Annotated in this window: 18 protein-coding genes; 5 read left to right on the top strand and 13 right to left on the bottom strand. The window is 40.2% G+C overall.

What is annotated here, in order from left to right:
• The first annotated feature begins 87 nt into the window (after positions 1-87).
• Complete coding sequence (locus ACLIJJ_RS18175; RefSeq protein ID WP_233316217.1) at positions 88-1,758, top strand: hypothetical protein; 1,671 nt, start codon at positions 88-90, stop codon at positions 1,756-1,758.
• A gap of 150 nt (positions 1,759-1,908) precedes the next feature.
• Positions 1,909-2,526: a glycerol-3-phosphate 1-O-acyltransferase PlsY gene (gene plsY / locus ACLIJJ_RS18170; protein WP_233316215.1), complete on the top strand. Its 618-nt coding sequence runs from the start codon at positions 1,909-1,911 to the stop codon at positions 2,524-2,526.
• Positions 2,527-2,659: 133 nt separating this feature from the next.
• On the opposite strand, the gene gatB is transcribed toward plsY, so the two are convergent.
• From gatB to gatC, 3 genes are read right to left on the bottom strand one after another with little or no spacing between them, the layout of a single operon-like run.
• Positions 2,660-4,087, bottom strand: coding sequence for an Asp-tRNA(Asn)/Glu-tRNA(Gln) amidotransferase subunit GatB (gatB, locus tag ACLIJJ_RS18165; RefSeq protein ID WP_233316213.1), 1,428 nt, complete (start codon positions 4,085-4,087; stop codon positions 2,660-2,662).
• A gap of 12 nt (positions 4,088-4,099) precedes the next feature.
• Entirely contained in the window at positions 4,100-5,557 is a 1,458-nt protein-coding gene (gatA, locus tag ACLIJJ_RS18160; protein WP_237940622.1) for an Asp-tRNA(Asn)/Glu-tRNA(Gln) amidotransferase subunit GatA, read from the bottom strand.
• 12 nt (positions 5,558-5,569) lie between these two features.
• Entirely contained in the window at positions 5,570-5,860 is a 291-nt protein-coding gene (gatC, locus tag ACLIJJ_RS18155) for an Asp-tRNA(Asn)/Glu-tRNA(Gln) amidotransferase subunit GatC (protein WP_233316210.1), read from the bottom strand.
• 205 nt (positions 5,861-6,065) lie between these two features.
• Here gatC and ACLIJJ_RS18150 point away from each other — a divergent pair, with 205 nt between their 5' ends.
• A complete protein-coding gene (locus ACLIJJ_RS18150) occupies positions 6,066-6,503 on the top strand; it encodes a MarR family winged helix-turn-helix transcriptional regulator (protein WP_233316208.1) in 438 nt (145 codons plus the stop codon).
• Between the two features lie 78 nt (positions 6,504-6,581).
• Here the strand turns inward: ACLIJJ_RS18150 and ACLIJJ_RS18145 are convergent, their stop codons facing one another.
• From ACLIJJ_RS18145 to ACLIJJ_RS18105, 9 genes are all read right to left on the bottom strand, one after another.
• Positions 6,582-7,010, bottom strand: coding sequence for an organic hydroperoxide resistance protein (locus ACLIJJ_RS18145; RefSeq protein WP_233316206.1), 429 nt, complete (start codon positions 7,008-7,010; stop codon positions 6,582-6,584).
• A 215-nt stretch (positions 7,011-7,225) separates the two neighbouring features.
• Positions 7,226-7,663: a YueI family protein gene (locus ACLIJJ_RS18140; protein WP_233316204.1), complete on the bottom strand. Its 438-nt coding sequence runs from the start codon at positions 7,661-7,663 to the stop codon at positions 7,226-7,228.
• 127 nt (positions 7,664-7,790) lie between these two features.
• Positions 7,791-8,960, bottom strand: coding sequence for a CamS family sex pheromone protein (locus tag ACLIJJ_RS18135; protein ID WP_237940621.1), 1,170 nt, complete (start codon positions 8,958-8,960; stop codon positions 7,791-7,793).
• A 5-nt stretch (positions 8,961-8,965) separates the two neighbouring features.
• Entirely contained in the window at positions 8,966-10,981 is a 2,016-nt protein-coding gene (gene ligA, locus ACLIJJ_RS18130) for an NAD-dependent DNA ligase LigA (RefSeq protein ID WP_411411441.1), read from the bottom strand.
• A gap of 22 nt (positions 10,982-11,003) precedes the next feature.
• On the bottom strand, positions 11,004-13,211 hold the full coding sequence (gene pcrA, locus ACLIJJ_RS18125; protein WP_233316198.1) for a DNA helicase PcrA: 2,208 nt from the start codon (positions 13,209-13,211) through the stop codon (positions 11,004-11,006).
• 54 nt (positions 13,212-13,265) lie between these two features.
• Positions 13,266-13,955, bottom strand: coding sequence for a heptaprenylglyceryl phosphate synthase (gene pcrB, locus ACLIJJ_RS18120; RefSeq protein ID WP_233316197.1), 690 nt, complete (start codon positions 13,953-13,955; stop codon positions 13,266-13,268).
• Positions 13,956-14,198: 243 nt separating this feature from the next.
• The gene (locus ACLIJJ_RS18115) at positions 14,199-14,516 is read right to left on the bottom strand and encodes a YerC/YecD family TrpR-related protein (protein WP_237940620.1); all 318 of its coding nucleotides are present in this window, start codon (positions 14,514-14,516) and stop codon (positions 14,199-14,201) included.
• 31 nt (positions 14,517-14,547) lie between these two features.
• On the bottom strand, positions 14,548-15,600 hold the full coding sequence (locus ACLIJJ_RS18110; protein WP_237940619.1) for a DUF3048 domain-containing protein: 1,053 nt from the start codon (positions 15,598-15,600) through the stop codon (positions 14,548-14,550).
• Between the two features lie 234 nt (positions 15,601-15,834).
• Positions 15,835-17,580 (bottom strand): adenine deaminase C-terminal domain-containing protein, encoded by a 1,746-nt coding sequence (locus ACLIJJ_RS18105; RefSeq protein WP_233316194.1) that lies wholly within the window; start codon positions 17,578-17,580, stop codon positions 15,835-15,837.
• A gap of 139 nt (positions 17,581-17,719) precedes the next feature.
• Between ACLIJJ_RS18105 and ACLIJJ_RS18100 the strand changes: the two genes are divergently transcribed.
• Positions 17,720-18,079, top strand: coding sequence for a YgaP-like transmembrane domain (locus ACLIJJ_RS18100; RefSeq protein WP_233316192.1), 360 nt, complete (start codon positions 17,720-17,722; stop codon positions 18,077-18,079).
• Between the two features lie 203 nt (positions 18,080-18,282).
• On the top strand, positions 18,283-19,173 hold the full coding sequence (locus tag ACLIJJ_RS18095; RefSeq protein ID WP_233316401.1) for an SDR family oxidoreductase: 891 nt from the start codon (positions 18,283-18,285) through the stop codon (positions 19,171-19,173).
• Between the two features lie 34 nt (positions 19,174-19,207).
• Here ACLIJJ_RS18095 and purD read toward each other — a convergent pair whose 3' ends face one another.
• Entirely contained in the window at positions 19,208-20,464 is a 1,257-nt protein-coding gene (purD, locus tag ACLIJJ_RS18090) for a phosphoribosylamine--glycine ligase (protein WP_233316400.1), read from the bottom strand.
• Positions 20,465-20,479: the final 15 nt, after the last annotated feature.

Here is a 20,479-nt window from a genome sequence, read left to right as displayed (position 1 = left end):
GGATTAAGTTAGGAATGATTTATGAAACTATTATGGGGAACATTCCGTATTACAATGGAAGCAATTATCATAAGGAGGTTTATGTTAATGATATATTTATTATCATTGCTCGCGTTAACGCTTAATCCAATTGTTTGGAAAGCTTATTATCGCAGTAAAGTTTTTTTATACACACAGCTTCTGCGCGTCATACTTGGAGCGATTATCATCTTTATTTTAACTTATTTCCAGCTTATCGATTATTCTGTGCAGGCTGCAATTAAGTTTAGCTTATTTTATTTAGCGCTGTTCTTTTTGGCTGACATCATTTATCGGAAAGCAAAAGGATTTTATTACACAAGCTTTCTCGGGATTGCCATGCTGGTCGCAAGTGCTTACTTCCAATTTGTTTATCCTTTGACAATAGCTAATGATAAGTATGATTTTGTAGCAGCAAAGGCCACTGTTGCCAAAGAGCAAGAAGAATCTACAGATGAACAGCATATTGCTGTGGTTCCGGAAAAATACGCAAGGTATCGAAGTGAAAAAAAGCTTGGGGAGCTGTCACATGCCTCCTACTATGACCTCGGGGAATCTACTTTGCAAAAAATCGACGATCATCTTTATTGGGTAACGCCCATTGAATACACAGGCTTCTTTAAATGGATGAAAGATGTGCCTGTTCCTGGATTCGTTAAAATGAGTGCAGAGGATGAAAATAAAGATGCCGTTTTAGTAAAATCAGAAATGACTTATGTTCCATCTGCCTATTTCAACGAAGACTTAAAGCGTCTTGTAAGAAAAAAACACAAGGACTCTGTCCTGCTCGAAGCAAGCTTTGAACCCGATGATAATGATAAGCCCTATTATGTTGTTCCATATGGGGACTACAATAAATTCAGGGAAATTGTCGATGTAAAGGGCATTTATATTATTGACCCAGAAAGCGGGGAAATAAAAGATTATAAGATGAACGAGATTCCTGCATTTATCGATCATGTCATCCCAACAAGTGTAGCGGAAGATTGGAATGAATGGTATGGAAAATATGTGCATGGCTTCTGGAATACTATTTTCTCTAAAGAAGATATAAAGGTGCCAACAGAATGGGAAGACATAGATGAAGTGAATGGAGTGTTCAATAAGGATCTTGCGTTAAACTGGTTTACAGATTTCACTCGTCCTAAATCAGACAGCGGCAGCATGGTCGGCTACTCTCTCATAAATGCCAGAGATGGCAAGCTCACATTCTATGAGAATGCAAATGGATCGTTAAATGGAAAGTCTGCCATCAATGTGGCGGAAAAGACATTCAGAGCGGAAAAATATGAAGCTGGCACCCCTATACTTTATACGATCTATGGCCAGTTTACATGGGTAGTTCCTTTGATGGACAGCAACAACGTGCTGAGACAAATTGTTCTTGTCAACGCCAAGGATGAGAAGGTTTACAGCTACAGCAATGAAAAATCAAAGCTATTTAATGATTATAAATATGCAATTGCTACATTGCTAAAGGACGATAACACAGTTCCTACCGATTTGGCTGATATGAAGGAATTACAAGGGACAATCAGCAATGTCTATAAATCAGAAATGGAAGGCAGCACTGTCGTCCGCTTTATGGTAGATAAAGATAAACGAATATTCCAAGTGTCATCTAATGATTTCCCTTACAGCATCTTCCTAGAAAAAGGGATGAATGTTTCTGTGAAATATATGGATACAGAAGAGGTTGTTGTCAGTGTCCAAGAACTTGTCATGGCAGGATTTGAATAGACTATATTTGTCACAAGAGCCGCCTATCAATTAAAATTGGCGGCTTTTTTGCCGTTTTTTTAAAATTATGTTATTCAGGAACAAGTATACTTTTCTGCTTGCATATACTAACATAGGAAATGGGAATATTTATCATACCGTCAAAGGAGAATGCTTTTGTATACGATATTAATCGCATATTTAATAGGATCTATTCCAGCTGCCATTATAATAGGTAAGATGTTTTTTGGTATCGATATAAGAAAGCACGGCAGCTTTAATCCAGGAGCAACGAACTCTATTCGCGTTCTTGGGAAAAAAGCTGGTCTCGCCGTACTCATCTTCGATATCGGCAAGGGTGCACTAGCTGCAGCTCTTCCAATTTTATTGCACCAGGATATCGATCCGATTTATACAGGTTTGGCGGCTGTAATCGGCCATTGTTTCCCTGTGTTCGCAGGCTTCCGTGGCGGAAAGGCCATCGCCACTACAGCAGGTATGCTGATTGTCGCAAATCCTGTTATGTTCTTGGTTGTCTACTTAACATTTATCGCTGTTATCTGGATAACTAAATATGTATTCCTCGGCAGCATATCTGTCGGAATTACGATATTGCTGTATGCCCTATTCGATGCTACTTTAGAACATGAACTTATATTTATAATCTATCTTTTACTGCTTATATACTTGCACAGATCCAATATTATTAATTTCTTTAATCACACTGAACCGAAAATAAATGATAAAACAATAAAAAAAGACCGCATCGGACCGAAAAAGATTAGCTAAGTATCTTCATTAGGACAAGCTTTGCAAAAAAAGTTCGAAAATTGCCAAGAGAACACTTTTCCTGGGAAATATGCAGAGAAAATGTCGAAATAAATGAAAAAACCAAGAGCAGTTAGCTCTTGGTTTTTCTACATTATCTTTTGTTTATTTCTTGAACAAGCAGCTTGTTGACCATTTGCGGGTTAGCCTGTCCTTTTGTTGCTTTCATGATTTGACCAACAAGGAAGCCGACAGCCTTTTGTTTGCCGTTCTTGAAGTCATCAATTGATTGCGGATTATTGTCCAATGCTTCGGAAATTACCTGAAGGAGAGCTCCTTCATCCGAAATTTGCACTAATCCTTTATCTTTAACGATTTGTTCTGCGTCGCCGCCGTTTTCAATCAGCTCTTTGAACACTTGCTTAGCAATTTTGCTGGAGATTGTCCCATCTTCAATGAGTTTAATCATGCTTGCAAGACTCTCTGGAGTCAGTGCAACATCTGCCAGCTCTTTTCCTTCTGCATTCAAGTATGCTGATACATCACCCATAATCCAGTTAGAGGCAAGCTTAGGATCTGCTTTAGCATTTACTGTCGCTTCAAAGAAATCTGCCATTTCTTTCGTAACAGTCAATACATTAGCATCGTATTCAGGCAAGCCTAATTCTTCTACATATCTCTTCTGACGAGCATCAGGAAGCTCTGGAATTTCCGCACGAATTCTAGCTTTCCAATCTTCATCGATATATAGGTCCATTAAGTCTGGCTCTGGGAAATATCGATAATCATCTGAACCTTCCTTAACACGCATCAATATTGTTGTATTTGCTGCTTCATCATAACGACGTGTTTCCTGCTCTATCACACCGCCGCCAAGAACAACTTCACGCTGACGCTTTTCCTCGTATTCAAGACCTTTTCTAACAAAGTTAAATGAATTTAAGTTCTTCAATTCTGTTTTTGTTCCGAATTCTTCTTGTCCAACAGGGCGAATGGAAATATTCGCATCACAGCGTAAAGAGCCTTCTTCCATCTTACAGTCAGATACTCCAGTATACTGGATGATTGATTTCAGTTTTTCCAGGTATGCATATGCTTCGTTTGGTGTTCTGATATCAGGCTCTGAAACAATCTCAATCAAAGGTGTTCCTTGGCGGTTAAAGTCGACTAGAGAATAACCGTCACCATGGTTCAGCTTTCCAGCATCCTCTTCCATATGAACACGTGTGATTCCGATTCTTTTCTTATAACCGTCCACTTCTATATCGATATAGCCATGCTCACCGATTGGTTTATCAAACTGAGAAATTTGATATGCTTTCGGATTATCTGGATAGAAATAGTTTTTACGGTCAAACTTTGTTTCTGTTGCAATTTGGCAGTTCAATGCCATTGACGCTTTCATACCGTAATCGACAGCTTTTTTGTTCAAGACCGGCAATACGCCTGGATAACCTAAATCGACAACTGTCGTATTTGTATTTGGTGCAGCCCCAAAATGGTTCGGGCTTGCAGAAAATATCTTCGATTCTGTTTTTAATTCCACATGGACTTCAAGTCCTATGACTGTTTCAAATTCCATTTATTTCACCCCTTACAGCGTTGGTTTTTGCTTATGATAGTCCGTTGCTTGTTCAAATGCATATGCCACTTTATAAACAGTTTCTTCATCAAAGTGCTTACCGATAATTTGCAAGCCAAGCGGCAATCCGTTTGTGAATCCGCAAGGAACAGAGATTCCAGGCACTCCAGCAAGGTTTACTGGAATTGTCAGAATGTCATTTGCATACATCGTCAATGGATCATTCACATTTTCACCGATTTTGAATGCTGGTGTTGGGGTTGTAGGTCCTACGATTACATCGTATTTCTCAAATACATCCTCAAAGTCCTTCTTAATAAGTGTGCGGACTTTTTGTGCTTTTTTATAGTAAGCATCATAATAACCAGAGCTCAATGCAAAAGTTCCAAGCATGATTCTGCGTTTCACTTCATCTCCGAAGCCTTCTGCCCTAGTCTTTTTATAGAGTTCAATTAAGCTTCCTGCATCTTCTGCACGGTAGCCGTAGCGGATTCCGTCAAAGCGGGACAAGTTAGCAGAAGCCTCTGAAGAAGACAGCAGATAATAAGTTGCCAACGCATATTTGCTGTGTGGCAATGATACTTCTTCCCATGTTGCTCCAAGCTTTTCTAACACCTTAAGAGCATCAAGCACAGATTGACGCACTTCCTCGCTTACACCTTCGCCTAAGTATTCTTTTGGCACTGCGATTTTCAAGTTCTTAATATCACCTGTTAAGCTCTTCGTAAAGTCCGGAACTGCCACATTTGCTGATGTGCTGTCCATCGGATCTACTCCTGAAATAGCTTTCAGCAAGAAGGCATTGTCTTCAACTGTTCTTGTAATCGGTCCGATTTGGTCTAAAGAAGACGCAAATGCCACAAGACCAAAACGTGAAATACGTCCATATGTAGGCTTTAAGCCGACAACTCCGCAATAGGCAGCCGGCTGTCTGATAGAGCCGCCTGTGTCAGATCCAAGTGAAAACAGAACTTCTCCTGCAGCAACTGCAGCTGCTGATCCGCCTGATGAACCACCTGGCACTCTATCTAAACTCCAAGGGTTCTTTGTGTTCATATAATAGGAGTTTTCTGTTGATGACCCCATCGCGAACTCATCCATATTCAGCTTCCCGATTGTAATCGTGCCTGCATTATGTAATTTCTCCATAACTGTCGCATTGTAGATTGGCTGGAAGTTCTCCAATATGCGGCTAGAACATGTTGTTCTTAAATCCTTAGTGACAATATTATCCTTTATCCCGATTGGCAAACCGAACAGTGGACCTGTCGTTTCACCTGTAGCCAATCTTGCATCAAGCTGCTTCGCCTGATTAAAGGCATTTTCCTCATCTAATGTCATAAAGGCTTGTACTTTTTCATCTACGTCCTTAATTCTCGTGTATGCTTCCTGCACCAAATCTGTAACAGAAAGTTCTTTTTTAAGCAGCATTTCTTGTAAATCTGCCGCTTTTTGATCAAATAAGCTCATCCTCTTCCCTCCTTACTCAATAATTGATGGCACCTTGATCTGGCCGTCCTGATGCTCTGGAGCATTTCGCAGGACATCCTCGATTGGCAGGCCTTTTCCTGCAACATCTTCACGCAATACGTTTTTCGTATCGAGCACATGGGATGTTGGTACAACACCTTCTGTATCCAGCTCATTCAACTGCTCAGCAAATGAAATGATTGCATCAAGCTGTTTCTGAAATTTTTCAGCTTCATCTTCTGTAATCGCAAGCCTCGCAAGGTTTGCAACATGCTTTACTTCTTCTTTTGTAATCCTTGACATAATTGTCACCTCCAAGTACGTTCCATGCAATAATCTGATGATATCAAACAAGCCTCTATTAAGGCAACAAGAACAATGAAGTATTTGTTATCCTTCCAAAAATCTTGCCTTTATAATGCTGCCCCAATTTACTTCATTAGGAAAAAAGCTATAATTGGATTACAATAGTAATATTATTAAGATACTTTAAAGTTGGTGAACTACAATGGCAAATGAAATAGATATGCTTAAACTGGAAAATCAGCTCTGTTTTTTGCTTTACGCCAGTTCAAGAGAAATGACTAAAAAATACAAAACTTTGCTTGAGGATCTTGATGTGACTTATCCTCAATATTTAGTTCTACTGTTATTATGGGAGCATGAGGTGCTAAGTGTGAAAAGCATGGGAGAAGAGCTGTACCTTGATTCAGGCACATTAACTCCAATGTTAAAACGGATGGAACAGAACGGTCTTATCAAGAGGGAACGTTCCCAAGAAGACGAGCGCTCTGTTATGGTATCGTTAACAGAACAAGGCAAAAGCCTTAAAGAAAAAGCAGCCTGCATTCCAGCAGAAATATTCAAGCTTTCTAATAAAGAACCACAGGAATTTAGTCAGTTAAAAAATTCCCTGGCTCATCTTTTACAGCAGCTTGCCAAATAAAAAAGAAGCGTCTTTAAAAAGGCGCTTCTTTTTAGGTATAAAAAAACCATCACATGTAGGCGATGGTTTTTTGATTTATTATGCAGCAATAACTTCAAGTGTAACGTCAATATTGCCTCTAGTTGCTTTAGAGTATGGGCAGAAATTATGTGCTTTATGAACAAGATCTTCTAAAGTAGCTTTATCTACGCCAGTACCTTTGACAGACAATTTAACACCAAGTTTAAAACCTTGATCTGTTGGATCTTTTATCAGGCTGACACTTGCTGTCACTTCTGATTCAAACTTCACACGTTCTTTTCCTGCGATCATCTGAAGAGCTCCATCGAAACAAGCTGCATAGCCTGCTGCAAACAGCTGCTCTGGGTTAGTTGCATCCTCAAGCTGTTTTGCTCTTGGTGTTCCAGGCATTGCTGTTTCTAATTGAATGACATAATCCTCTGATTCTACTCTTCCTTCTCTTCCGCCAACCGCTTTTACAGATGTAGTAAACAATGTTTCTGACATAGTTAAACCCTCCAATTAAATAATGTTTTACACAATTATATTGTACACAATTTAATTTTACATTACAAGTTATACAACTTACTTTTTTACATTTCCCATAAATAAACGAAATATCCTGTTGTTTTTTGTATATCACGTGCCTGTCCCTTTTAAACCTCATCTAAAGAAACAAGGGAAAAGAATCAGCATTCTTTTCCCTCTCGCCATAAACCTTATTATCTTTTGAAGAGCTTAGCAAAAAATCCTTTTTTCTCTTTCGGTTCGTCTGCCTTCTTTTCTGCTGAATTTTCTGTTACATAAATATCTTCTTTGTCTACTGCATGGTCATATGCTATCAGCAAACCGATATCACTGTTATAATCGTTATTTGTTACAATTGTATATTCCATGTTTTGCTGATTGGCGATTTTTAAGTACTTAGACAAATAGGAATAATCCAAGTGGCCGTTTAAATAAAGTTTTGCCCCCTTATTGCCTTTAATAGCTTCCTCTGCCTCTTTATAGACATCTGGTTCTCTTACTTGGCTCTGCCTCAAAGCAAGAACAATCCTTTCCCTGATTGTTCCGAGAAACTGCCTTCTTTCTTCAGGCTTTGTTTCTTTAGTGCCGTACATACCTTGCTGCAGGTAATCATCTAAATTTGGATTTGTCATTCTTTCCAACTCCTTATATAGATACTCTTTACCACTATACTAAAAAAATTCCACCTACAGTCATTGAAATTGTTGCAAAAAAAGGAAAATAAAAAAGACTACCCCGTATTGGGATAATCTTTATACCTTACTGATAAATATGAACGAACGGTTCATCCTGACCTGCATCTCTGACTATCAGTGCTTCTTCTCCATTTGCAGAAGTTATGCTAACCTGTACTGCCTGGTTTGTGTCTTTGAAACGATCCATCACTTTCCCAGCTACATATTGGGAGAAACCGATGACTTCTGTCGCTCCATAAAATTGTATCTTCATCTCAATGCTGAGGCTCCGCAGCTTATTGTTTATATAAAATCCTTTGCCGATTACACCATTGAAATTCGGGAAATATTCTTCAATATCATTTTGAAATTTTGAGAAGGCAGCATTTTCTGTTTTATACTGGCTATCATTATTCGGATAAATCACATACTTCTCATTTATACTTTTCCACTCACCTAAAGAAGATTCTCCACTTCCTGCATTCGCATAAGCAATAAAATTGCCTGGTACAACAGAGGACGTCTCTTTTTGTTCAAACAAGGCGATGTTGATTGGTACATTTTCTAAGCCTTCGATTTTTCTGAGCCTTTTGATAACCTCTGCAGCAATTTTCTTCCCTTCTCTTTGAAGTGTTTGCTGACTAATATCTTTCTTTTTTGTAGATCCGTTATTTTTTTCCTGATAATAATAAACCGAATTTAGTGCAAGACCGATTGTCACACCGCCCAGCTCCAATTTATTTGTTTCTTCATTTTTCACTAAATAATCATGCTCGAGAATATGTGCAAGATATATCGGATCCATCTCTCCACTTTCTGCTTGGCTCTTATCTTCATCAGAAGGATTCAACCCGACATTGTCACTTTCAGACATTTTCTTATCTTTCAGTTCCTTCGCTGTGTACTTTCTGTTCAGCCATGAAGCAACTGTTGAACTATTCAAATACTGCCCCTCTTGAAAATAATAGTTTTCTGTACTGAATGTGTTTTGGGCAACTCGCATCAAACCGCTCTCAAACTCACTGATGTCGTACCTTGAATTCAAATTATTGACGACAAGCCCTCTCGCCTCCGATGTTTTGAAAGGAAGACTCATGCTGTAATACTCATCCGATATTTTGAATTTCGGCAGGATGGCTGTCTCCGTTTCATTATCGCCTGTTTCACTCTTTACTTCCTCTTCTTTCTGGAAGTTGGGGGCACAGGCAGTAAGTAGAAAAACGAGACTGGCTATAAATAAAAAGCTTCTTTTCATCAACATTACACACCTTTAACCTTTAGTTCTTCCAACAGCTTATCCTCATCCCAAACTTCAATTCCCAGCTGTTCTGCTTTCGTCAATTTGCTGCCTGCATCCTCACCGGCGATTACGAGATCTGTTTTTTTGCTGACACTTCCCGTAATCTTCCCGCCTAAAAGCTCGATTTTTTCTTTCGCTTCATTACGGGAAAGCTGCTCTAGTTTACCAGTTAAAACAATTGTTTTTCCGGCAAACACGCTGTCTGAATCCTCAAGTGCAACAGGTCTTGCACCTGTATATTCCATGTTTACTCCAGAAGCTTTAAGCTCCTCAATCAGCTCTGCAGCCTCTTCCTGCTCGAAGAATGCAACAATTGAATCAGCCATTTTATCGCCTATCTCATTAATTGCTTTTAAGTCTTCAACACTCGCATTAGCCAATGCGTCCATATTGCTGAATTCCATCGCAATCGTCTTAGCAGCCTTCGCTCCAACATGACGAATTCCTAACCCAAACAACAGCCTCTCTAAGGAATTACTTTTAGATGAAGCAATAGCATTCAACAAGTTCGTCACAGACTTTTCGCCCATTCTTTCCAGATTAATAAGCTGCTCATATGTAAGCTTATAGAGGTCAGCAACATCTTCAATCAGCTTTTCAGAAAACAGCTGACTAACAACCCTTTCGCCAAGTCCGTCAATATTCATGGCATTGCGGGACACAAAGTGGATCAGTCCTTCTCTTATTTGGGCAGGACATTTAGGATTAATGCAGCGCAGAGCCACTTCTCCTTCAATTCTTACCAGTTCACTGCCGCATTCAGGACATTCAGTCGGCATGATAAAGTCCTGCTCTTCGCCTGTTCGTCTTTCCACAAGCACATTCACGACCTCAGGAATAATGTCGCCCGCTTTTTTTACAACAACACTGTCGCCGATTTTAATATCTTTTTCGCGAATTAAATCTTCATTATGCAAAGATGCCCGTTTGACAGTAGTCCCTGCCACCTTAACAGGGGCAAGCAACGCTGTCGGCGTCAACACACCTGTTCGTCCGATGCTTAGCTCGATATCAAGGAGCTTTGTGACAACCTCTTCAGCAGGGAACTTATAGGCGATTGCCCACCTTGGACTTTTCGCAGTAGTGCCTAACTCGTCTTGCTGCTCCAAGCTGTCAACCTTAATAACAATTCCATCGATTTCATATGGAAGATGAGGGCGCTTATCCTGCCAGCCTTCCACATACTGAAGTACATCCTCAATTGTTGCACAACGCTGTCTTTCTTTATTCGTTTTAAAGCCTAGCTCATCTAACAAATCAAGTCCTTGGCTGTGAGATCGCACACCTGTTTCTCCAGGATCTCCAATCGCATAAAGGAAGATGTCAAGATTTCGGGAAGCCGCAATCCTCGGATCAAGCTGTCTGAGAGAGCCAGCTGCCGCATTCCTTGGGTTGGCAAACGGCTCTTCTCCGTTCTCATCTTTTGCTTTATTCAGTGCCTCAAAGGATTTCTTCGGCATGAAGGCTTCGCCTCGCACTTCAATGCTTACAGGCTGATTTAACCGAAGAGGGATGGAGCGAATTGTCTTTAAATTCGCTGTAATATCCTCCCCAGTAGTGCCATCACCGCGTGTCGCTCCCAGTTCAAACAATCCATCTACATAGCGAAGCGACACAGCCAGTCCATCTATCTTCAGCTCACAAACATAAGAAAAGTTGTCTCCAATTGCTTGGCGCATCTTTCTGTCAAAATCACGTAAATCAGCTTCATTAAAGGCATTCCCAAGACTAAGCATCGGTGTCTCATGCTGGACCTTTGAGAACATATCCAAAATTTCCCCTCCAACCCTTTGGGAAGGAGAGTCGCTTGTCTTTAATTCAGGAAATGTTTGTTCCAAATCAACAAGCTCTTTTAAAAGAGCATCATATTCTGCATCGGGAACAGAGGGATTATCAAGTACATGATATTCATAGTTATATTTATTTAAAAGGTTATGCAATTCCTTTACCCTTTTTTCTGCTGCTTGTAGATCCATACTTCCATTCCTTTCTCGTTCATCAGCCTTTTTGGATCGGCGCAAATTTCGCCAATAGTCTCTTTATGCCTACCGGACTTGGGAATGCAATATCAAGCTCCTTGGAGTCTCCGTCTCCCTTAACGCTTACTACCGTACCGGTTCCCCATTTACCGTGAACCGCCTTATCTCCGACATTCCAGCCAATATCCTCTCCACCTGTTGTCCTTGCCGCAGGGCGTATAACTGCTTTTCTTGCTGCAGGTGCTGCCGGTCTGGCACTGAATCTCGATTCGCTCTTTCTTTCTGGAACTCCTTCTAATAAATCTTCTGGTATTTCCTTAATGAAACGGGAAGGAGGATTCATATTCGTACGACCAAACAATGTTCTCATTTGAGCGTTTGTTATGAACAGCTGCTGTTCTGCCCTTGTAATCCCAACATAGGCAAGTCTTCTTTCCTCCTCCATTTCCACTTCCTCCATAAGGGAACGGGAATGCGGGAAAACCCCTTCTTCCAGACCAATCAAGAATACTACTGGAAACTCCAGTCCTTTTGCCGAGTGGAGCGTCATTAGTACAACAGCATCTGCCTGATTGCCGTCATCATCAAGCTTATCGATGTCTGCAACAAGAGCTAAATCTGTCAGGAAGGCAATTAAAGACTTGTCTTCATTCGTGTCCTCAAAGTTTTTCGTAACAGACATGAACTCCTCGATATTCTCAATTCTGCTTTGGGATTCAATCGATTTCTCTGCTTTCAGCGCCTCTAGATAACCAGACTTTTCAATCACTTCCTCCACCAGCTCCGTTACAGACAAGTACTCCTGCATTTCACTGTACTTACGGATGAAGTTGTGGAATTCTGCTACTGATTTTGTGATTTTTGGGCTTAATCCAATTAGCTCAACTGATTCAATCGCATCATACATAGACATATCATGCATTGCTGCAAAATTAGCGATTTTATCGATAGAGCTTGAACCAATCCCTCGTTTCGGCACATTTATGACCCTTTGCAAGCTAATATCATCATCGGGATTTGCAATCAGTCTTAAATAAGCAAGTGTATCTTTAATTTCTTTTCTATCGTAGAACTTTATTCCCCCGACAATGGAATATTCAATATTTGATTTTAGAAGCATTTCTTCCATTACACGAGATTGAGCATTTGTACGGTAAAGAATCGCAATATCAGCCAGTTTTTTTGAGGTTTCTCTTCTGATTTCTTGGATCTTCCCAATTACAAATTGTGCTTCCCCTTGCTCACTGTCTGCACGATAGTAATGAATTTTATTTCCATCTTCATTTTCCGTCCACAGATTTTTATCTTTTCTGCCTGTGTTGTTTTCAATAACTTTGTTGGCAGCTTGAAGAATCTTCTTCGTAGAACGGTAGTTTTGCTCAAGCATGACCACCGTTGCGTTCGGGTAATCCTTCTCGAATGAAAGGATGTTGGCAATATCCGCCCCGCGCCAACGATAAATAGACTGGTCAGAATCACCTACAACACAAAGATTGCGGAATCTGCTTGCAAGCAGTTTTACAAGCATATACTGAGATCTATTCGTATCTTGATACTCGTCTACATGAATATACTGGAACTTGCGTTGATAAAATTCAAGAACTTCCGGTACACGCTGGAACAAGTGGATTGTCTGCATAATCAAGTCATCGAAATCCAAAGCGTGGTTCTTTCTTAAACGTCTTTGGTATTCGGTATATACATCACTGGCAATCTGAGCGAAATAATCCCCTGCTGTTTTTGCATATTCCTCTGGTGTAATCAGTTCGTTTTTAGCAGAGCTGATGCTTGCCAATATCGCCCGAGGATCATGTTTCTTCGGATCGATGTTTCTTTCCTTTAAAATTTGCTTTACTACAGACTGTTGGTCTGTCGTATCCAAAATCGTAAAGTTTCTGTTATAGCCGATTCTGTCTATATCCTTCCTCAGGATGCGGACACACATGGAGTGGAATGTGGAAATCCAGATATCCTCGCTCGCGCCGCCAAGCACTCCTGCAATCCTATGTCTCATTTCCTTTGCTGCTTTATTCGTAAATGTTATCGCTAAGATGTTGTATGGATTAACCCCTTTTTCAACCATCAAATAAGCGATTCTTTGTGTAAGCACTCTTGTCTTTCCACTTCCTGCTCCTGCCATTATAAGAAGCGGGCCTTCTGTTGCCTTAACAGCCTTTTGCTGTTCAGGATTTAAACCATTTAATATTTTATCTGTTAAAAATTGCATTATCTCACCGCCATAAGAACATATATTCTATAATACCTTTTTCCGTTTTTGTAATCAATGCAGATTCTTTATTTTCACGGTGCTTAAAGCAGCCGCTATATCATCATAAATAATATTTCCAACAACCACTACATCTGCCTCGAGCGCCATTTTCTGCGCGTCATCCAGTGATCTTATTCCTCCGCCGTAAAAAAGGACAGTATCGGTCAGATTTCTTTTCGCTGCCTTGACAACCTCCACGTCTCCGTAAGAACCGCTGTACTCAAGATAAAAAATAGGCAGGTGCAACATTTTCTCTGCCATCATTGCATATGCAGCAACATCAAGGGCATCGAGGTCGGTATTCGCATCTGTTGCTTTAGCTGCTTTGCAATCACTGTTTAAGATGCAATAGCCTTGGACAAGTATCTCTTCCCAATTCATAATCTCACCATATTCCTTTACTGCTTCATGATGAAGACCTGTCACCCATTTTGTATCCTTGCTGTTTAAGACAGTTGGTATGAAGTAAAGATCAAAACCGGGAGTAATAGCATCGATTGTTGATATTTCTAGTATGCAAGGAACTGTATATCTTCTTACTCGGGACATGATGCTCAGCACATTTTCAAGCGTAACCCCATCTGTCCCGCCAATGATAATCGCATCTGTTCCTGATTCAGCTATTTTCTCTAAATGTTCATCTGAAATTTCTTTATTCGGATCTAATTTAAAAACGTGACGCCACTCACGGACATTGTACATGCAAAAATCCTCCATTCTAACTTCCATTACATCATTATAGCATTTGTGTATGTTACAAAAAAGAAATGAAAGGCGGGAATTATGCATGTAAATATTTGCAGGATATTTCGTTATGAATAACAATAAGTTTCACGTAGTTCTGCTTTATAATAGGACGATTTTGTAAGAGACAATGTTTCAGCAAGCTCAGCTTTTTTAACTAAACAAAAAAGCAGGCAATCATTGCCTGCTCAGGAAAATATCTTATTCACTTTCTTCTTCCGAAGTCTTGTCTTCTTGAATTCTGTCCAATGCCATAACATAGGCGTCATTGCCGTAGTTCAAGCATCTTTTCACACGGGAGATTGTAGCTGTGCTAGCACCAGTTTCTTTTTCAATGCTATGATAGGTATTTCCTTCTCGCAACATTCTTGCAACCTCAAGACGCTGTGAAAGTGATTGAATTTCATTAACTGTGCATAAATCATCGAAAAATTGATAGCATTCTTCTAAATTCTCTAATGAAAGGATGGATTTAAATAGCTGATCCAGCTCTTTCCCTCTTAGTTTATCAATTTGCATTTCATGACCTCCATCGGTTACATATATTAGTTTATTGTGTCTCTAATGAAACGGCTGCGTCTAATCCAGGATCAGAAGGTATGATATTTATCCATGTCTTTCCGGGAACAAGTCCTATTTGCCGGTCACCGTCAAACGGAAGAAGCCGGCCATCTATGTTTTTCCATTCAACCTTATTCCACTTGCCTTTTTGAAGCAAGTAGCCATCTCCACCAGATTGCAAATCTATATCTCGTCTGCCTTTGCTGTCGGCTGTGTGATGTTCTGCTTCCAAAATGAACACATTGCTTACGGCAACAGGCATGCCGGATTCGTAATCCACGGTTTTTTCGCCGTTTGAATACCTGATATACTTTTCAGTGTCTTTATCATAATAGAATAAAGAATTGTACTGTGGGTTCGAACCATAATATATGGATATTTTATTCGCTGCTTCCCCTTGTATTTGGTTTACCTCTTGTTCATTTAAAAAAGTGAGCGGTCTAGGTGATACATCCATATCATAATTATTTTGTTGCGCCCCTTTTAATATATTGCTATAGCTGATATACGAATTATGAGGCGCTTGCCTTTGAGCGGAACGCTGAAACAATGTTCCGTCATACTGCATACCGTTAAGATTATCAATAAAGCCCTCTGTCAACAGCCTCTTTGCTTCCGGACTATAACCATGCGCAATATAAAGGCCATCATAACCTTTAGCAAGTTCAATATAGTAGTCTCTTGCGCTTCTGACAGGCCCAATCAGCTTTGGAGCCTTGCTCTGATAGATGGCAAGAAACCTTGTTATCTCTCCTTCAGCCAGAACCTCATATACAATATCAGCATCAGTTAAACCAGTCTGCGGCCTTGCTTTCGGATGATTATTCACCATAACGCTGACTGCTCGCTCACTGCTTTTCACATCTGCAGACAGGCCTGTCAGAGGAAATGTATACCCTAAATCCTCCACACTGCCTTCGTCCTTGCCAGCATCACCGCCCTGATGATTTTCATCATGTGTGCCTACACTTTCCGGTTCTTTGCTGCATGCTGTCAATAAAAGAAAAACTGCCGCCAAAAACAATACTATGCTCTTTTTCATAAATCCTCCTAATAGCGCGTTTTTTTTAAACCTGCTAGGAAGAATGGGCGGAAAAACGCTGAAGGCAAACAGTGGTTCTCTGTAAAAATAGGCTAAAAAGGCTGCACTTACTAAGAATACGTACCAGATTGATTTGCTGTTACACGGGCTACAATCAATATTTTATTGCTATATTGTTGCCTTTTTATACATATATCAGAATATTCTCATTTATAAAAGGATCTCTTTTATATTTTAACGCATTATTGACGGAAAGAGTACATTTTTATTCATGACATCATATAAACCTCTCTGGGTAATTCTTATATACGGTAGATGGGTAGCGGAAAAGAAAACAAGCGTATATATTGGATCGTCAAAAGGAAAGCCAGCATCCTTAATATATTGTAATAACTTTTTTTCTGTCTTAATCAATTCATTAACAGACATATCAGCCATTACACCTTTTAAAGGCAGCGGCAGCTCTAAAGCCAATTGGCCGTCCTTGTATATGACAATTCCTCCGCCTATCTCTTTCATCCTATTGAAAGCCTTTATCATGTCTTTCTGATTTTTTCCTAAGAGGATAATATCTCCATCGCCTGTATAAGAGCTTGCCAAACCGCCTATTTCCTTCGAGAATCCTTTAAGAAGTGTGTTTATTCTCCAATTTCCGTTTCTTCCTAACAGCATAAAGAAACACTCATCATGATTTTGGGAAAGCGCCTCACCAGATACATCAATGGAAATGGAGTATGGTTTTGTGATAACAGAGTTTTCAAGCTTTATTCCGAATGGCATGGAGAATTGCATATCGTCATAAGTCAATTCCCAGTCCAGCTTTAATGGCTCAAAACCAAATTCCACCCAATCAATGGAAGGGTACGCTTCTGTCACTATCTCACCTGCCCGCTTTACCCAGACTCCTTTTGCCAAAACGGAGTGAGGTGTTGGATCAGCGATGTCTTTTAGGAAATTAATATTAGCGACTCTGCCAGTCGCAATATTTCCGTGCAGGTGCTCAATATTGTAGTATCTTGCAATATTTATGGTTGCCATATTATAGGCATCCACAGAAGGAATTCCTTGTTCCATTGCTATGCGGATAAGCTGGTCAATATGCCCGCTTTCATAAAAATAGGACGGAGACCCATCTGTTGTCAGCATGCATTTATCAAACTGGCTGATTCCAAGCTCCTTCATTTCTTTGACAAGCTTTGGCAAATCAGGGCGTATAGATGAGTATCTGAGACTGACCATATAACCTTGCATCAGCCGGTCAAGCACTTCCTTGCCTGTCATTGCCTCATGATCACTGTCAACTCCAAGCAGCATCAGCTTTGCTAATGTTTTTTCCGATGCTCCGGGAAAATGTCCCTCTACTTGCTTTCGCATCCGTTTCGTCTCTTGAATCCAATGGAGCATCATATCATCACCATCCAACAGTTGCGGCCAACCGCTAAGCTCCCCACCTTGAATGACAGCATCATGCTCAAGCCAGCTTTTAACATTGCTGTGGGAGAATACTTTTTCCTCTTCTGCAAGCTCTGTCTGAGAATCATACCGGCACCACCAAAACATTGACGTTGGAAGGTTCCGCATCTGACTCATAAAAGAAAACGCTTTCTTTTTTTCTAACTGCAAAGCCAATAGAAGGTTATCATTTATGAGCGTTGTTGTTCCAAATTGAGATGTATATTGAGCAAGTGTAAGGGGATTATATATTTGAAAAGGATGGGAATGCGGTTCTATATAGCCCGGCACTAAATATTGACCATCACAATCAATAATTTCACTGCCGCGGACATTTCCAGGCATCTCTTGCCCGACATAAATGATTCTATCTTGGTATATCCAAATGTTTGCACAAATCCATTTTCGCAAAATCTGATTAAGATATTTTGCGTTTTGCAATATGATGGATGGCGCAATTTCGCCATTTAGGACGGAAACATGTTTTCTTAACAATTTGTTCTTCCAACGGTAACGTTGCTCTAACATTGTTTTCTCCCCTTTGTATTTGCAGCTTTTGTTTTTATTTTAAAAAAATGGAAATGTTTATCATTAAAATCATTTTATCACAGAAAGATTTTTCTAATATTACTATTACGTTAAATTTTCTAAGGAGGCTGTTTTTATTATGAACCCTAAGCAAAATATCAGCTTGATAAATGCAATGATTCGCATCACACTTGGCTTTACCTTTTTAGCCTGGAGCACAGCTAAGCTCGCAAAAAGACCTAATCAGCAATCCTATTTATGGATAGCTATGCTTGCTGGAATGAAAATCGCAGAAGGAATTGTGCGTTATTGTCCGATTGTTGCTCTATTTGACAACAGTAAGGGACATACACCTAAAAAAGACAATGAGCACACTGCCCACAAGGAAAATAAGGAAAAACCTAAGGATAGTGAAAAAGCTTCTCCTGCGGACATTCAAAACATCATGAGCGAATTTAATCCTGCAACCATCTTTTCACCTGAGGATATGAAAAAATAAACCACTAATGCCTGCAGCCTTGCTAGCCTGCAGGCTTCTTATTGTATTCGTAAATAATATGCAAAAGACTCATTATCCATACCTCTTACTTTTATTTCTCTTTGTAATTTTTCACCAAAGTATTGTTTATTGTTGTGTATGATTGGGAATCCAAATAGAGAAGCATGAAAAAAGAGTAAACGGAAATAAAACAAAAAGGAGAGATTGCATTGTCTAATCTAAACAATCCATTAGAACAATACTTTACAGGAGACTTCCCTAAGCAATATCAGGACCCGCCAGGACTGCAGCAAAAAATGGAGCCAGTGCCTGACTGCGGAGAAAAAAGCTACAAAGGAAATGGCAGATTGACAAACCGCAAAGCTCTTGTAACCGGAGGAGATTCTGGTATCGGCCGTGCAGCTGCTATTGCTTATGCTCGAGAAGGCGCAGATGTCGCAATCAATTATCTGCCAGAAGAACAGCCCGATGCAGAAGAAGTAAAGGAACTGATTGAAGCGGAAGGACGAAAAGCTGTTCTTATCCCTGGTGATTTAAGCGATGAGGCTTTTTGTGGTGAATTAGTTAAAAAAGCATATGATGAGCTCGGCGGTCTTGATGTGCTGGCGTTAGTAGCAGGCAAGCAGCAAGCAGTTGAAGATATTGCTGATTTGACGACAGAACAGCTTCGAAGCACATTTGAAATTAATGTATTTTCATTGTTCTGGGTTGTAAAAGCAGCGTTGCCACTTCTGCCAAAAGGGGCTTCCATTATTACGACTACTTCTGTTCAAGGCTATAATCCAAGCCCGAACCTGCTTGATTACGCTTCTACTAAATTTGCGATTACCGGATTTACACGCGGGTTGGCTAAACAAGTTGCCTCAAAAGGCATTCGTGTAAATACGGTGGCACCAGGTCCAATTTGGACAGCATTGCAGGTTACTGGAGGACAGCCTAGTGACAAAATTCCACAATTTGGTCAAAATACACCGTTGCAGCGAAGCGGACAGCCTGTTGAATTGTCTTCCGTATATGTGTTCCTTGCATCTGAGGAATCAAGCTACGTAACAGCACAAGTATATGGAATTACAGGAGGTATTGAACTAGCCTAACAAAAAAAGATCCCAACTGGGATCTTTTTTCATATTATTTAATTGCTTTAAAGCCGATGTCTTTTCTGTAAAAAACTCCATCGCTTTCCAGCTTTTCTAACTCTTTATATACCTTGTCTTGGGCAGCCTTAATTGTTTTGCTCTTAGCAGCAACAAGCAATACTCTGCCGCCGTCCACTGTAAAGTTACCGTCTTCGTCCAAACTTGTGCCAGCGTGGAAAATAGATACATCCTCCATCGTGTTTAAACCTTTGATGACAGCACCTTTTCCATAGCTTTCTGGATATCCTTTCGCTGCAACGACAACACCAAGCATATCCTCATCGTGCCACTCTATAACAGGAGTCTCTCCTTCAAGGATAGCAAGCAGCACTTCAACTAAATCAGATTTCATCCTAGGCAAAACAACCTGTGTTTCTGGATCGCCGAGGCGAGCATTAAATTCAATCACTTTCGGGCCTTCTTCTGTAGCAATAAGACCGGCATATAAGATTCCCGTAAACGATCTGTCTTCTGTAATCATTGCCTGTGCAGTCGGCTTAACGATTGTTTCAATGGCAGTCTGCACGATTTTCTCATCGATATGAGGAACAGGAGAATAAGCTCCCATGCCGCCAGTATTCGGTCCTTGATCACCATCATATGCTCGTTTATGGTCTTGAGCAATCTCTAATGGAATGACTGTGTCCCCATTGACGAAGGACATTAAGGAAAACTCCTCACCAGCCAGGAATTCTTCAATAACAACAGTCGCAGATGCATCACCGAATTTCGCACCGACAAGCATTTCTTCAATGCTTGCCAAAGCTTCTTCCAATGTCATTGCAACTGTTACACCCTTGCCTGCTGCAAGGCCGTCTGCCTTAATAACAATCGGCGCCCCATGCTCTAATATATATGCTTTAGCTTGCTCATAATCAGAAAATGTTTCATACTTTCCTGTCGGGATCTCATATTTCTTCATTAAATCCTTCGCAAAGGATTTACTGCCTTCAATTTCTGCTGCTTTTTGCCTTGGTCCGAAAACCTTCAGCCCAGCAGCCTCCAATTTATCAACAACACCTAACAGCAAAGGAACTTCAGGTCCTACTACCGTCAGGTCCACTTTATTATCTAGAGCAAATTCAACAAGCTTATCTACTTCTGTCTCTTCAATTGAAACGCGTTCGGCAACATCTGTCATTCCTACATTGCCTGGTGCTACAAAGATAGTTTCAACTAATTTGCTTTCTTTAATTTTTGTGCAAATCGTATGCTCTCTTCCACCACGGCCGATTACGAGTACCTTCATCATTTCCATCCTCCA

This window comes from Niallia laureatilytica, assembly GCF_046613985.1.
Taxonomy (GTDB): Bacteria; Bacillota; Bacilli; order Bacillales; family Cytobacillaceae; genus Niallia.
This window is presented reverse-complemented; position numbering and strand designations above follow the sequence as displayed.